The organism is Mycobacterium sp., from assembly GCF_032159565.1.
In the GTDB taxonomy this organism is placed as follows: Bacteria; Actinomycetota; Actinomycetes; order Mycobacteriales; family Mycobacteriaceae; genus Mycobacterium.
Genome location: NZ_JAVHWR010000052.1, coordinates 1 through 13,427 on the forward strand (window position 1 = coordinate 1; position 13,427 = coordinate 13,427).

Genomic DNA, 13,427 nt, shown 5'->3' on the forward strand with positions numbered 1-13,427 from the left:
CCCGGGTCCACGGCGACGATCACCGTCGACGGATCAAGCGCAACCTTCAACACCGACATGAGCAGCCTCCTCCGAACCGGACCTCATCTGAGGATCCGCCCAGTGACTACTCATGGCCTATCAGCTGGTCAGCGCCGATGCGCGCCGACAGGCCCCGGTCGTCGATCAGGGTGGCGACACTCTTGCGGAAGCTGTTTGTGGTGACCTCGGGAACGCCGAGGTCTGCGCGGACCCTCCGCCAGTCCCGGCCGAAGTTATTTGGGTCGCGCCACGTGCCGGCCGTAGATGGGAACATGATTAAAGGGTGCTCACCCAAGTACGGCAGCCTGCGCCGCGCGGCGAGCATCTCGATGGCGAATCGCGGCAACGCGATAGTGCGGCGACCCGCTGTGGTCTTGGTCTCGTCCTCGCGCACCAGCCCCTTTCCGGTAACGCGTACGACCTTGCCGCAGACCGCCAGAGTCCCAGCCGCCTCGTCGTAATCGTTCCACCGCAGCCCCAGCAGCTCCCCGCGCCGCAGACCAGTGGCAATCAGGATGGTGAATGGGTCGGCCAAATCATATTCGCGGCAATAGTCGGAGGACCGCAGACCGATCAAGAGCTCGCGCAACTGTTCGACGGTCAGCGACGGGGCGCCCTTCGGCGGGCGCTTCGATTTGATCACCGCGACATCGCGAACCGGGTTGCCGGCAAGCACGTTCGCCATCACCGCGAGCTGGAGGGCACCGCTCAGAATCGTCTTGGCTTGGCGCGCAATCCCCGGTCCGTGAGCGTTAGTGATGGTCCTTAACACTGCATCGATGCGAGCTGGGTTCGCCTCGACAATCCGTACCCCGCCGAGCTTGACTTGCAGCTTGGCCGCCACCAACTTGTAAGTGTCTCGCGTGGCGGGTGAACGCCCATCCTCTGCGAGACGGTCAAGGTGCGCCTGGACCAAGGTCATGACGGTCGTGTCGGGACCGATCTCATCGGATGGCGGCCTCCGGTCAGCCAGCGATTCGACGAGTACGTCCTCGGCTAACTTGCCGTACCGGTCTAGCTCTCCAGCAGGACTGCGCCGTTTCACGCGCCGAGTAACACCATCGGTATCTCGGTAGCGGCACTTCGCTTCCCACACACCACCGCCCACGTACGTCCGGCTGATCTTGCCGTGCTGCCCGATGCGCAGCGGGGTTCTACCTGCCATCGTCGGCTGCAGGCAGAAACAGATGCCGGAGAAGCACTGCGGTACCGAATGAATGAAGCTGGAAAGTCAAGCAGTACTTCGCTTCTCGCGCGGGAATTGGTTTCGTTCCCAGTCGATCACATCACTCAATCGATAGCGCACGTGCCGTCCGAACTTCGCATATCGAGGACCGGTTCCTTTGGACGCCCACTCAGCCGGCGTCTTGACCGGCACTCCGTACCGCTCGGCAAGCTCCGCGCGGGTGAGCCACCGATCTTCAGCCCTGTCCTCCATGGCGGTTACTTCCCTTCGGTCCGCCGCGCACCAGCGGACAATATCCACTGTAAGCACCGGTGGACCCGTCGGTTTCCGCATTATTTGACCTACCCGCGCGCACATGCTTGGCCCGAAAAATTGTGTAACTGGACCGTGTGCCGTGGGTCGACAATTGAGGCGTCACAGATGAAGGTCTGTGAGCCGGCGGACGCCGCCGTATAACTCGCCCGCCAAACGAGCCGCCACGGCACGCCAATGCGGCCGAAACGGCTACGTCTTAGGAGGCTTGACCAGTAGCACGTGATGGACTCGGCTAGCCGGGTCCATGATGAAGGAATGGCAGAGCGTGGCCCATGGCCAGCAGGCCAGCCTGGTTACAGCCTGCTGCCGGGCGAACCGACGTCGACGCGTTCCCAACGAATCCCCCTCCGGCTACGCCATCCCCAGTCGATAATCCTGATCGCGGTGATCGCGATCGGCGTCCTGGCCGAAGGCTTGCTCGCCGGCGAGCTGTACGCCCGTTACCGTGCCGAGCGCGTGGTGGCCGCCGCCGTCCAATGCGCTGTGCACGATCAGGCGCGAGTGTCGTTTGGCGCCACTCCGCTTCTGCTGCAGCTCGCTACCAGCCATTTCAGGAACATCTCGATCCACACCGCGGGCAATCAAGTCGGCGACGCGCGAGGCATGAGGGCCGACGTATGGCTCGACGATGTCCGCCTCCCCAACGGCGCACCCGAAGCCGTGGGCACCGTAGGCGCCATGGATATGGTCATCACCTGGTCTACCGACGGCATGAACCAGAGCATCCAGGCCGCGATCACGCCGTTGCGTGGTTTGGTCACAGAGGTACAGACCAGCCCGGACGACGGCACTCTGAAGCTGCAAGGCAACCTGGGTACTGTCACCACCAAACCGCAGGTTGTTGGCGGGCGAGTGAGGCTGCAGGTGGTCGATGTCACTGGACTGAGTTCGGTGATGCCCAGCGACATCGTGCAGTCGGTGCTGGACGAGCTTACTAACCGCCTGACCGAGAACGGTCCGATCGGCATCAATGCCGACAGCGTCCAGATCACCAAAGACGGTCTCACAGCGCATTATTCGGCCCGAGACACGTCGATACCGCGGGACAATCAGCCGAGACATGGTGACCAGGAGAACGCAGATAACCGGAAGCCCTGCTTTGCAGGTCTCTAGGCCATGCCAGCCTCCGGCCGAGCACCACGCTCCGACAGCGCGACTTGATCCGCAGTTGCTCGCCTAGATACTGCACGGCCGTTGGATGGACCGATGTCGCCCGCGATGTCCGCTTCCGCCTGCGGGCACAAGGCCATCTCAGCAACTTTCGAAGCTGAAGCTCCGCGTCCCGTCGTCTTCCACTCGAGCCAATCCCACGACTGAGAAACAGGTTTCCCCCGGGAACAGATGATCGACGGAAGACACGAAGGAGCTGCCCCCGGTCACCTCCAACTGCAATTGGATCCCGGCCCGCCCTTGTGATCGCGGGTGGTTCTGTCTGATTGGCTAGGACACTACGGAGACACGTCAGTGGAGGTGTCATTATCGCCCTCGCTGGCATTAAAGCTGACGTGCAGGTGGAGAGCCTCCGCTCCAGGATTCGACGCGCGACCTCTTGGCTGTGAGCTAACCGGTCGCCGTCTCCAGTCGCCGGGCGGGTCTCAAACGTTCAGGTCGCGACCATTCGCCCCGTCCGGGCCGTCGCGCCGCGTATCACGCTGTCTCGGCAGTTGCGCTCCGTTTCGTCACAATTCGTGCACAACCCCGCGGAATCGGTCTCACCGAATTCTCATCGGCAGCGCGGTACTGCTGGCGCTCTGCCCGATTGTGTTCGCCGGGCGGTTGCATGGTGGCGACGCCGATGACCGTGTGCCGCGTACCTGCAGGCGAGCAACGTATTTGAGCCGTGGGTGGGGCTATCCGCGGCCAAGTTGGATGGCTTTCACAACGAGCAACACGGCGCCGATGATGAGGTAGCCGCGTAGGGCGAGCATGCCCAGTTGGGTGCCGGTTGACCATGTCACGGGTTGCAACAAAGTTAATGGTGGCATTCGCCACGTGGTGCGGTCGACGGCTGCCCGTGCCTGCGCGATGGGTTCGGGGGCGGCCGGTGTCGGTCGCCGATGGGACAGCCATCGCAGCGTGACGGTCGCGGCGGTGGCGAGTCCGACCATGGCGACGGCGAGGTAGCCGGCGACCGCGACGACGTCGAGATGGGGGAACAAGGTGGTAGCCATCAGGATCCCAGACAACAACAGCAGCACACCGACGATGAGGCCTGCGAGCGCGTTGAGCCAGGGCCGGTTCACCCACGGGCCCAACACTTCTGAGTCGTTACACAACAGCAGCAGAAACACGCTCGCGCTGGGTAGTAACAGTCCGGCGAGTGCCTGCACGGCGGTGGTGATCAACCCGAGCGGGGCGGCGGGGATGAGCACGATCGCCGCGGCGGCCGCGACCATCGCGGAGTAGGACAGGTAGAACTGCTTGGCGTCGCCGAAGCTGCGGTGCAGCGAGTGTTTGAGCCCGAACACGTCCCCGAACGCGTAGCTGGTTGCCAGGGTGACCGCGGCGGCGCCGACGATCGAGGCGTCGAGCAGCACGATCGCGAACAACGACCCGAGGATTGCGCTGTGTTCACCCAGGAGGTGGGCGATGGCGCCGGCATCGGTGAAACCCCCCCGAGTGTTGGTGGCGCGGGCGGCCCAGTCGCCGGTCATCACGATGGCCGCGGCGCCGAACACGACGACGACGGCACCCAGGACGGTGTCGGCGCGTTCGTAGCCGATAAAGCGGGGAGTGATGTGCTTGTCGACGATGTTGGACTGTTGGAAGAACAACTGCCAGGGGGCCACAGTGGTCCCGACGATGGCGATGATCAGCAACACCGCACCCGAGCTGATCCCGCCCTCCACTTCGGGAACGACGAATGCCTTCGCGGCGCGTCCCCAGTCGGGGTGGGAGAGCAGCAGCATCGGGATCTGGAGCAAGGTGATCGCGATGAACACAAACATGGCGCGTTCCCAGCGGCGGAAACTACCGGTGGCCATTATCGCGATCAGCGCGACCGCTGCGGTCGGGACGACAATGTATCTGGAGATACCGATGTAGTCCGTCGCCAGGGTGATGCCGATGAATTCGGTGACGATGGTCAAGAAGTTCAGTAAGAACAGGTCACCCACGGAGAACCAGCCCCAGCCGCGGCCGAAGCGTTCGTTGATCAGCCGCGCGTGCCCGACCCCGGTCACCGCACCCAACCGCACCACCATCTCTTGGTTGACGATCAGCACCGGGATCAACAGCAGCAGCACCCACAACAGGCTGTAGCCGTAGTTCTGACCGGCCTGCGCATAGGTCGACACCCCGCCGGCGTCGTTGTCGCCGACCATCACGATCAGCCCAGGTCCGATGATCGCGAGCATCGTCGCCAGCCGGGTCTTCACCGAACGTGGACGATCGGTGTCGGCCACGCTGATCCGGCCGAATGCGCCTTCGATGTCGCCCAGATGCGCGCTATCGAGCACCGCAGTGCGCGGCGACGCTGGATCGGCGGGGCGGCTGTGGGACTGTGGCTGCGACTCGCTGCGCAAGGTGTTGTCGTCGCTATCTGTCATGGCAGTCGCCGCCCGGGGACGTCGCCGACGGGTATCCGGTCGCGGAATTTTCGGTGGTGTCGCGCACCGGTCGGGGGGCGGGTTCACGGCGGCGCCAGTCCTCGGGGATGGTGGCCTCCAGCACGTCGTCGACGGTGACGACGCCTAGCACCCGGTCGTCGTCGTCCACCACCGGGATGGTGTAGAGGTTGTAGTCGGCCATCAACAACGCGATGTCGGTCAAATCGGCGTCGGTGGTGACCCGCACCGGGTCCGAGTCCATCAACGCTGCAACGGTTTCGGTGGGGTCAGCCTGCAGCAGGGTGATCACCGACACCACGCCGGCCAGTCGCCCGTCCTCGGTGAGGATGTGCATCTTCAGCAGTGCCTCTGGCTGCACCGTGCGGGCGGCGGCGATGGTCGCGAGCGCCTCGCTCGCGGTCGCCCCGGTGGCGCAGGAGACGTAGTCGACGTTCATCAGGCCCCCCGCGCTGTCGGGGTTGAACCCCATCAGGGTGATCACCTTGGTGCGCTGTGGCGCCGGCATCAACTCCAGGACCCGGCGGCGCCGCGACTGGCGCAGGTCGACGATCGCATCGGCGGCGTCGTCGGCGCGCATCCGGCTCAGCAGTGCGGCGACCGCGGTGTCGGGCATGTCCTCGAGCAGTCGGCTTGCCTTGTCCGGGTCGAGTTCTTCGAAGACGTCGGCTTCCAGTTCGGGGTTGCTGCGGACCCGGTCGAGGATCTCTCCGCCCTCGGCCTTGTCGGCGTCTTCGAGGAGATCGGCGATCTGGGCGGGTTTGAGGGCACCGACCCGGCCAGACACCCGGCGCACCGCCATCGAGCGGCCGTGTCCAATCAACGGCTCGAACGCCTTCCAGTCACGGGCTGCCTGCCCGCCCGACGATTTGAGTAGGCCGAACAACCGGGGTGGACGGCGGGTGTCCAGCCGCGCCAGCACCCAGCCCTCGCCGGTGTCTTCGAGTTCAATGTCGTAGGCGCGCACCAACTCTCCTGCGGCCACGTCGATCAATCGGTGCCCGAGCACATCGGCGCGCAACAACACCTCGCCATCGCGGCGTTCAAAGCCCCTCAGGTCGATCTTGTTCTTCGCCAGTACAACCTGGCCCGGTGCGTACTCGTGAATGGACCGGCTCCCGATGAACACCCGACGGCCGCCGACCCCGGCCACAATCCCGGTCACCAAGGGGTAAGTGTCCGCGCCGCGTAACCGGACAATGACATCCTCGACCCGGCCCACCGCCTCCCCGGACCGGGCCACCACCGGGGCACGCAGCAATTCTGATAAATGAATCAACGGCCGCCCGGGCTTGGCGTGCTCAGGCGCGGTGCTTGACTCGCTCATGTGTTCTCCTCAGCAATGGGCGTCGCGGTCGCTGGTGGTGTCCGCTAGAGCCAAGCCCGGTGGTACCGCATGTACCGCTTCTTCACCCTGTCGCAGGTGTTCACGTTCGTCTATGCCACAGCCGCGACGCGGCCGGGGCGCGCACAGAACCGTTATGTGACCCTGCTGGGTAGGTTCTACGCTTCGCCGACCACGCCGTCGAGGTCGCCCGAGTCATCTTCCAGGCCACCGGCAAGCGCCCCGACGATGATGGTCCGCGCGCCTCAACATAGCGCCATCGTTGCCGCCAAGCGCGCGGGCATGGCCGCAGATCTAGCGGACGATTGGCTGCTGACAGGTACGCACGGATTCCAGTTGGTGGAAACCGTGGATGGGTGTCAGCGGGGATGAAACGGGTTGGCGGGAGGGCGATTGTGGAATGAACCCAGACTAGGGCCAACCACTGAATGGGTAGGAATGATGTCCAAGCCGACGCCGCACATATTGGGTTACGGTTCGCGATGAGTAGCCGGCCTGAAGCGTGGCTGGCCGTCGCGCCGGCACACCTGCCCCACTACAGTCACACCGCAGTCACCGTCGGCACCGTGATCCTGCTGGCCATCATCGTGATGGTGACCATGGCCGCGCTGGCGGTCGCAATGTCCCAAGGGCGCCGATAACTCGCTCGGTCCACAGCCCCCCGGCAAGGTGGTGGCTGCCGCGACCTCCAGGTCCTGATGTCAGCCGTGGCACTGGCGACACCTCTACTGGTGTCATCCCCAATCGTGCGAGCACAGCCTGTGGACACGACCGCCGTCGTGCTGAGGGCCGACGCCGGGGACACCATCGACATCCGCGACGACGCAGTGATCCTCGTCGCTGATCTATGTGATCTCGGGCATTTCCTAACAGGCTCGGCGTTTGTTCGACCCCCAAGGTCGCAGAAATGACCGCACCGGGCTCGGGAGCGGGTCGGGATAGTGTGCTACCCCGCCGATCGACCGTCGACTAATCGGTGTCGACCCTCGCCGCACCGCGCGACTGCTCGACGGCTGCAAACATCGCGACGGCCACTGCGCCCACGACCGCGCCCACGAACGCCACGCCGGCCAGCCACAGCAGCCCTGGTTGAGCGGTGTCACCAAGCAGCATCACGCCGATTGCACCGGGCACCACCGTCTCTCCGACCACGAGAGCGGCGGCGGCGCCGTTGACCGAGCCCAGTTGCAGCGCCACAGTAAATAGGTAGAAGCCGCCCAGTCCGGCGATGACGATCGTCCATGATGCCGGGTCGGTGAGCAGGATGCCTACCCGGAGCGGGGCGACACCGTCGAGCACCCGCACCGCCACCGCCATAGCACCGAATAACACCCCCGCAATCAGCCCGGCCGGCACGGCAGCGCGAGCGCCAAGCACGCGGGTCAGAGCGATGCCGGCACCAAAGATCACCACCGACGCCGCCAGCACACCCCAGTGCAATGTGCGTTCCGCCAGCCGAACACCGGGATGACCGGCGGTGAGTCCCAACACCAGTAACGAAGCTACAACTGTGGCGATGGCGATCCAGTCACGCCGGCGCAGGCGAACGCTGAGTATGAGGACACCTAACACCGCGGTCACGACAAGGTTCGCACTGATGATCGTCTGCGAGAGGAACAACGGAATCAGACGGGCCGAGACGATGCTTCCCAGGAGACCCACGATATCGAGCACCATGCCCGCGATGAACGTCGGTGCCAGGGCGGCGTGGATTGTGGAGCGAACCGTCGGGGCGCCGGTCGCGGTGACTTCGGTCCGCTGTCCGTGGCCGGCAGCCACAACTTTCGAACTGCGCGCGCCGTAGGCCTGCAGAACCGACGCGGTTCCGTAGCCGACGCACGCTAGGGCGGCCGCCATCAGACCGATCAGCATCTTTGTGTCCCGTCCGCCATGTGGCGATGCTGGCGGCCACCATGGTCGCGCCTCACCGTATCGTCCTTCGAAATCCTAAGCGCGGACACCAAATCGGTCGGTGCACAGCCAGTTCTCACCATCACCACCGGCGGATCAGGCAGGGCGACAATCGACAATCGACAATCGACGATCTACGGCGCGCAGGCGCTGAGTTAGCGCGAGAATGAGGATCGACGTCATCGAGGGTAGCGGTGCGTAATCCGCGGTCACGGTTGAGATCGAACGAACTGACCTAACAGCGTTTGCGCCACTGAACAGGCGCGGTCAAATCCGGGTGTGGCGGGGCTCTCAGCAACGATTCAGGGCTCGGTGGCGATGATGGAGGTGTGAGACCTTGGGCACCGACGGGCCACCCAGCGACCCTGGTAGTGGATCAGGCTCAAACATTTCGCCATGACGTTGCCGATGTGTCTTTGATGCATGGCTGGGCTCCGGTAACGGTGCAGGTGATCGCCGCGGTGGTGCTGGGGTGCGCGATCGGTTGGCGCTCGTATCGATGGCGGGTGCGATTCGTGCCGGTTGCGGCGGCGGCGGGGGTGGCGTTGGCGTTGGCGGTGCATTGGTTCCTCGGATCGGCGGGCATGGCCGGTGACTCCGCACCGCCGACGTTGTGGTTGTGGGTGGCGTTGAGCGGTTTGGCGACCGGCGTCGCAGGGTGGGGGTGGCTCAGCGCTTCGTGGTGGCGTCGCGGGGCGTCGATGCTCGCGGTCCCGCTGTGTTTGCTGAGCGCCGCGCTGGTGCTCAACGGCTGGATCGGTTACTTCCCCACGGTGCACACCGTGTGGAGCCAGCTGACCTCAGGCCCGCTGCCCGATCAGACCGACCCGGCCACCCTGACCGCGATGCAACTCAAGGGGGTGCGCCCCGCCAACGGCGCCGTGGTGCCGGTGACCATCAGTGCTGCATCCTCGAAATTCAAACACCGCGGCGAACTCGTGTACCTGCCGCCGGTATGGTTCGCCAGTAATCCGCCACCACGGCTGCCCGTGCTGATGATGATCGGTGCGGAGCTCAATACACCAGCGGACTGGGTGCGCGCCGGCAACGCGGCCGGCGCAACGGACGACTTCGCTGCGCTGCACGACGGCAATGCGCCGGTGCTGGTGTTCGTCGACTCCGGCGGTGAGTTCGGCATCGACACCGAATGCGTCAACGGTCCGCGCGGCAACGCAGCCGATCATCTGACCAAAGACGTCGTCCCCTTCATGATCTCAAAATTCGGGGTCAGCCCTGAGCGTGCCAACTGGGGCGTCGCAGGCTTTTCCTCGGGAGGGACTTGCGCAGTGGACCTGGCAGTCATGCACCCCGAACTTTTCAGCGTATTTGAAGACATCGCCGGTGATCTCAGCCCCAATTCCGGTAACCGCGAGCAGACCGTTGCCCGCCTGTTCGGCGGCAACCCCGACCTGTGGGCGGCTTTCGACCCGACGACGGTCATGACCAGGCACGGCCCCTACACCGCTGTCTCAGGTTGGTTTTCGATTCCTGGTACGCCCGGTGTCGACGGGGTTACCCGTGACGCAGTCGGTAATCCCGAGGGGCAGGACATCGTCGCGGGCTCGCTGTGTGCGATAGCCGCCGCCAACGGCATCACCTGCGCGGTAGAGGCGCAGCCAGGCTCACACGACTGGCCCTTCGCGGCCAAGGCGTTCACCGCCGCACTACCATGGCTCGCCGGCCAACTAGGCACCCCCGGCGTCCCCCGAATCGCGCTCCCCCACCCGCAACCATCCCCCCGCCGGTCATAGGAACCGTCCCCGCGCTCGCGGAAGCGTCCCTAGGCAACTAGGGCACTCCTCGGCGACCCGCCGACCTGCCGGGATGCCAACTCGACGCTGGGGCATCCTTGTGCCAGTCCTACCACCGAGCGATGACTGCAACAACGTCAGTACCCCAGTACCAATACGGAGGCCGGACAGCCCTGTGCCCCTGGCGGTCCCAGCTCCCAGGCTCAACCAACCACCAATCGGAAGAAACCGCACCATGACTGATGAGGACCTGAGCACGGATCTCTTCGGCACGTGCCGCCGAGCATGCTTGTCACTACCTGCAACACAGACGGCAGTCCCAGGACGAACGGCCTGCGCGACTCGCTCAAGCGAGAATGCAGGCGGAGACGGAGCGTAAGGGTGCTCTCCGCCGAACCCTGGGACGAGTTGCTGTCCGCCCTGCCGACACACGGACCCGACGGCGAGCTGACTGGGATGATGGCGCTCCCGAGTATCGACGGCAACGATCTGTTCGGCACGCGCCTGGCATTCGATCTACTGGGCTGCTGCGACGACGAGGAGCAAGTGGCAGAAACTCTGATCAAGTACCGCCGCATGGTCAAGGACCCCGCCCATGTGTTCCTCGTCGCGTTCGCAGCCTTGGAGGTAATCGCGAACTACGTTGTGCCCGAACTGCTAGGTGTTATCGAGGACCAGACGAGCAACTGGGACGTGCGCGTCACCCTGGCTGACGCGGCCCGCAATGCCTGGGCGGGGCGTGTGAACGACATTCGGGCGGGTGTGAACCACGCGGGGACCGATGACTGATACCGCCTGGCTCTCCGTCTGGGAACACCGCATCGCTCGCTCACCGGGCTCGGCGCTCGTCAGTGCGCTGAGAAGTGTTGCGATCCAGCCACTCCAACACATCAGACCAGCGGTAGAGCACCCGGCTGCCCCGTTTGATGAACCTCGGCCCAGTGCCCTTGTAGCGATCCTGTGCGAGGGCGGCGGTCGTGGTGCGGAGATACTCAGCCACCTCTGCAGGTGTGGCCAGCGCCGGGAGTCGGTTGTTCACGACCGCCGATGATAGGAATCGCAAGGGGGCCGTAGCCACGATACGGGCACGGTTGGACACGTAGGTCCGACTTGGCCAGTCAGTGTCCGACCCGTCAGCCGACGGCAACACGCTGCCGCTGCCGACGCTCTCCGGCACCCTCCACGATCCGCTGCGCCGTCCTGTAATTAATCCCAGACGCCTTGGCCGCAGCGTTGATCGATGCGCCTTCGGTGTGACGAGAGCACTGCGATCACCGTCTCGACGGGCTGAGTGGTGATGCCCGATGCAATCAGCTCCGATGCACGGTCTGCGTCGGCCTGCGTCGCGGTAATTTGCGTTGACGGCACTGTCGGTGCCCGGTCGGGTTGTACCGCAGCAGAATCCTGTACCGGCATTTGTTGCATTGCGCATGTCCGCATATCGGTCGGTGCAACCATCCTGATCTCGCCTGTTGCACTCGGCGACCGACGTCGCGCCGACTGTTGCATCGTCGGAGTTTGTGTAGTGGCGGGCACGGTTGCGGTGCGCGGGTGCGGCGTGCTGGTTTGTCTCCGAGCGCAACCAGCATCAAGGTGCTCACTGCAACCGCTGTGTCAATGATCGCGGGAAAGATCCATGCCGTTGCAGTGCTGTATCCGACGGCAATCGCGAGTTCTCGCAGCGCGAGGAAGCTGACTGAGAACGCGCCAGCGCCAATTACTGCCACTGCGCCCACGGCCCAGCGGTAGACCGTGCCGGAGGCTCCAGCGCGAACGGCCAGTGCGATGCCGTGCACGGCGGCCACAACGGTGCTCGCGGCGGGATCGACATCGAGATGCATGCCATGTGCGGCGTCGATGCTGTCGATCCGGCCGAACATGTGCGCGTACAGGAATTGGTGGTGGTCGGCGAGATGCCCGTTGAACGCTCGGCCCAACTCATTTTGCTGTTGCTTTACCTGGATAGGCGGGGTAGACCTAAGGCACGGATCCACAGCAGACCAAGGTCGGACCGGAAGAGAAGTTTCCTCCTCTCGGCTGTGGCGCCCAGCATGAGCACTAGGCACCCACGCGAAGCAAGGCCCACCAACTGGGCACAGCGCGGTGGGCTTGCGTCAGGGCAGGGAAATGTCTCCTGACGCCGAGGCCACATTTCACCGCGCATCACGCACGCTTGGTAACCAGGTGGTTGCTGCTTCGGACGGCCCTCCTTTTCGTCAGGAGAGCCGTCCGACTCGTATATGCCGAACTCCCGGGGCCGGTAGCGTTCTGCCGTTATCTCGAGCCCTCGCGGTAATCAGGCCTGTGACCAGGGCGTTTGTGTCGTGGACGGTGTTCTCGACGCGGCCCAGGGATCGGTGCTCACCGTGTTTTCTGTGGGAGCAGATCTGCGGGGCGGGGAGTATTCTCGAAAGGTTCCGGGTGTTGCGGGATGCGGAATCGGTCAATACGCGATCAGTGCGATCACTGAGCACGCGCCATGCCTGACCGGCTTGCCGTCGCGACAGTTGGGAGAAGATTTAACATGTCAGAGCCCGAGCGACCCGACGAGGCCGGCACAGTCGAGCCTGACCGGTGTGTCCACCCGTCGATGGGGGTCGAGGAGGAGTTTCTGCTCGTCGATCCGTCGACTGGCCACCCCCTTACCTGCAACCTGGCGGTTGTCGAGGCGGCCGAAAAGCTTGGTGTCCGGCTTCAATTGGAGTTCACCCAGTGCCAGGTCGAAACCACATCGCTGGTGTGCTGGCACACTCACGAACTACGTACGGGGCTGGCCGAGATGCGGTCGGCGGCCGCCGATGCTGCCGCGCAGTGCGGCGCTCGGTTGCTGGCGGTGGGCGTGCCGGTGCTCGGTTCGGCCGTGTTGCCGATCACAGACATTCGTCGGTTCCGCACGATAGCGAGCAGGTTCGGATATCTTGCAGGGACGCGGGGAGTCTGCGCCGGCCATGTCCACGTGGGCGTGCCCGACCGGGAAACCGCGGTGCAGGTCGGCAACTACTTGCGTCCGTGGCTACCGGCCCTGCTGGCCCTGACCGCCAATTCCCCCATCCACGGCGGCGTCGATACCGGGTTTGCGAGCTGGCGGTCGATAATGCTCTCGCGGTGGCCCTGTTCGGGGCCGCCGCCGTGGTTCGCCTCGGTCGAGCACTACGACGCGGTCGTGGAAGAGATGGTCGAGTGCGGTGTCATCCTCGATGAGGGAATGATCAATTGGGATGTTCGGCCGTCGGCTCATCTGCCGACCGTCGAGGTGAGAGTCAGTGACGTCCCCGCGACCGTCGACGAGACCGTTCTGCTCGCGACGGTGGTACGTGCGCTGGTGATGACGG

General features: G+C 64.6%; 12 protein-coding genes and 1 pseudogene. 6 read left to right on the forward strand and 7 right to left on the reverse strand.

What is annotated here, in order from left to right:
* Positions 1 to 106 precede the first annotated feature (106 nt).
* Together QOC76_RS06785 and QOC76_RS06790 are read right to left on the reverse strand one after the other, a co-directional pair.
* Positions 107 to 1,186: a site-specific integrase gene (locus tag QOC76_RS06785; protein ID WP_526355501.1), complete on the reverse strand. Its 1,080-nt coding sequence runs from the start codon at positions 1,184 to 1,186 to the stop codon at positions 107 to 109.
* Between the two features lie 66 nt (positions 1,187 to 1,252).
* The gene (locus tag QOC76_RS06790; protein WP_526355521.1) at positions 1,253 to 1,459 is read right to left on the reverse strand and encodes a helix-turn-helix transcriptional regulator; all 207 of its coding nucleotides are present in this window, start codon (positions 1,457 to 1,459) and stop codon (positions 1,253 to 1,255) included.
* Between the two features lie 447 nt (positions 1,460 to 1,906).
* On the opposite strand from QOC76_RS06790, the gene QOC76_RS06795 reads away from it, so the two are divergent.
* On the forward strand, positions 1,907 to 2,635 hold the full coding sequence (locus QOC76_RS06795; protein WP_526355503.1) for an LmeA family phospholipid-binding protein: 729 nt from the start codon (positions 1,907 to 1,909) through the stop codon (positions 2,633 to 2,635).
* Between the two features lie 737 nt (positions 2,636 to 3,372).
* Here the strand turns inward: QOC76_RS06795 and QOC76_RS06800 are convergent.
* Together QOC76_RS06800 and QOC76_RS06805 are read right to left on the reverse strand one after the other, a co-directional pair.
* Positions 3,373 to 5,070 (reverse strand): NRAMP family divalent metal transporter, encoded by a 1,698-nt coding sequence (locus QOC76_RS06800; protein ID WP_526355505.1) that lies wholly within the window; start codon positions 5,068 to 5,070, stop codon positions 3,373 to 3,375.
* Positions 5,060 to 6,415, reverse strand: a complete 1,356-nt coding sequence (locus tag QOC76_RS06805; RefSeq protein WP_526355507.1) for a magnesium transporter MgtE N-terminal domain-containing protein — start codon at positions 6,413 to 6,415, stop codon at positions 5,060 to 5,062. The genes QOC76_RS06800 and QOC76_RS06805 overlap by 11 nt, the downstream gene beginning before the upstream one ends.
* 156 nt (positions 6,416 to 6,571) lie before the next feature.
* On the opposite strand from QOC76_RS06805, the pseudogene QOC76_RS06810 reads away from it, so the two are divergent.
* Together QOC76_RS06810 and QOC76_RS06815 are read left to right on the forward strand one after the other, a co-directional pair.
* A pseudogene (locus QOC76_RS06810) lies at positions 6,572 to 6,687 on the forward strand (phosphate transport system regulatory protein PhoU); the annotation flags it as partial.
* Between the two features lie 228 nt (positions 6,688 to 6,915).
* Positions 6,916 to 7,074, forward strand: a complete 159-nt coding sequence (locus QOC76_RS06815) for a hypothetical protein (RefSeq protein WP_526355509.1) — start codon at positions 6,916 to 6,918, stop codon at positions 7,072 to 7,074.
* A gap of 328 nt (positions 7,075 to 7,402) precedes the next feature.
* Here the strand turns inward: QOC76_RS06815 and QOC76_RS06820 are convergent, their stop codons facing one another.
* Complete coding sequence (locus QOC76_RS06820) at positions 7,403 to 8,305, reverse strand: hypothetical protein (protein WP_526355511.1); 903 nt, start codon at positions 8,303 to 8,305, stop codon at positions 7,403 to 7,405.
* Between the two features lie 458 nt (positions 8,306 to 8,763).
* Here QOC76_RS06820 and QOC76_RS06825 point away from each other — a divergent pair, with 458 nt between their 5' ends.
* Together QOC76_RS06825 and QOC76_RS06830 are read left to right on the forward strand one after the other, a co-directional pair.
* Positions 8,764 to 10,095: an alpha/beta hydrolase gene (locus tag QOC76_RS06825; protein ID WP_526355513.1), complete on the forward strand. Its 1,332-nt coding sequence runs from the start codon at positions 8,764 to 8,766 to the stop codon at positions 10,093 to 10,095.
* Between the two features lie 381 nt (positions 10,096 to 10,476).
* Positions 10,477 to 10,884 carry a hypothetical protein gene (locus tag QOC76_RS06830; protein WP_526355515.1) on the forward strand — a complete coding sequence of 136 codons (408 nt, stop codon included), beginning with the start codon at positions 10,477 to 10,479 and terminating at the stop codon, positions 10,882 to 10,884.
* 40 nt (positions 10,885 to 10,924) lie between these two features.
* Here QOC76_RS06830 and QOC76_RS06835 read toward each other — a convergent pair whose 3' ends face one another.
* Both QOC76_RS06835 and QOC76_RS06840 read right to left on the reverse strand, forming a co-directional pair.
* On the reverse strand, positions 10,925 to 11,134 hold the full coding sequence (locus QOC76_RS06835) for a helix-turn-helix transcriptional regulator (RefSeq protein WP_526355517.1): 210 nt from the start codon (positions 11,132 to 11,134) through the stop codon (positions 10,925 to 10,927).
* 271 nt (positions 11,135 to 11,405) lie between these two features.
* Complete coding sequence (locus tag QOC76_RS06840) at positions 11,406 to 11,975, reverse strand: DUF2637 domain-containing protein (RefSeq protein ID WP_526355523.1); 570 nt, start codon at positions 11,973 to 11,975, stop codon at positions 11,406 to 11,408.
* 644 nt (positions 11,976 to 12,619) lie between these two features.
* Between QOC76_RS06840 and QOC76_RS06845 the strand changes: the two genes are divergently transcribed.
* The coding region (locus QOC76_RS06845) for a carboxylate-amine ligase (RefSeq protein ID WP_526355519.1) at positions 12,620 to 13,427 on the forward strand (808 nt) is incomplete at its 3' end.

Excerpts from the sequence above, each read along its gene's own strand:
- QOC76_RS06785 (WP_526355501.1), bottom strand. The coding sequence starts at position 1,186 with ATGGCAGGTAGAACCCCGCTGCGCATCGGGCAGCACGGCAAGATCAGC.
- QOC76_RS06820 (WP_526355511.1), bottom strand. The coding sequence starts at position 8,305 with ATGCTGATCGGTCTGATGGCGGCCGCCCTAGCGTGCGTCGGCTACGGA.
- QOC76_RS06815 (WP_526355509.1), top strand. The coding sequence starts at position 6,916 with ATGAGTAGCCGGCCTGAAGCGTGGCTGGCCGTCGCGCCGGCACACCTG.
- QOC76_RS06800 (WP_526355505.1), bottom strand. The coding sequence starts at position 5,070 with ATGACAGATAGCGACGACAACACCTTGCGCAGCGAGTCGCAGCCACAG.
- QOC76_RS06805 (WP_526355507.1), bottom strand. The coding sequence starts at position 6,415 with ATGAGCGAGTCAAGCACCGCGCCTGAGCACGCCAAGCCCGGGCGGCCG.
- QOC76_RS06840 (WP_526355523.1), bottom strand. The coding sequence starts at position 11,975 with ATGTTCGGCCGGATCGACAGCATCGACGCCGCACATGGCATGCATCTC.
- QOC76_RS06790 (WP_526355521.1), bottom strand. The coding sequence starts at position 1,459 with ATGGAGGACAGGGCTGAAGATCGGTGGCTCACCCGCGCGGAGCTTGCC.
- QOC76_RS06825 (WP_526355513.1), top strand. The coding sequence starts at position 8,764 with ATGCATGGCTGGGCTCCGGTAACGGTGCAGGTGATCGCCGCGGTGGTG.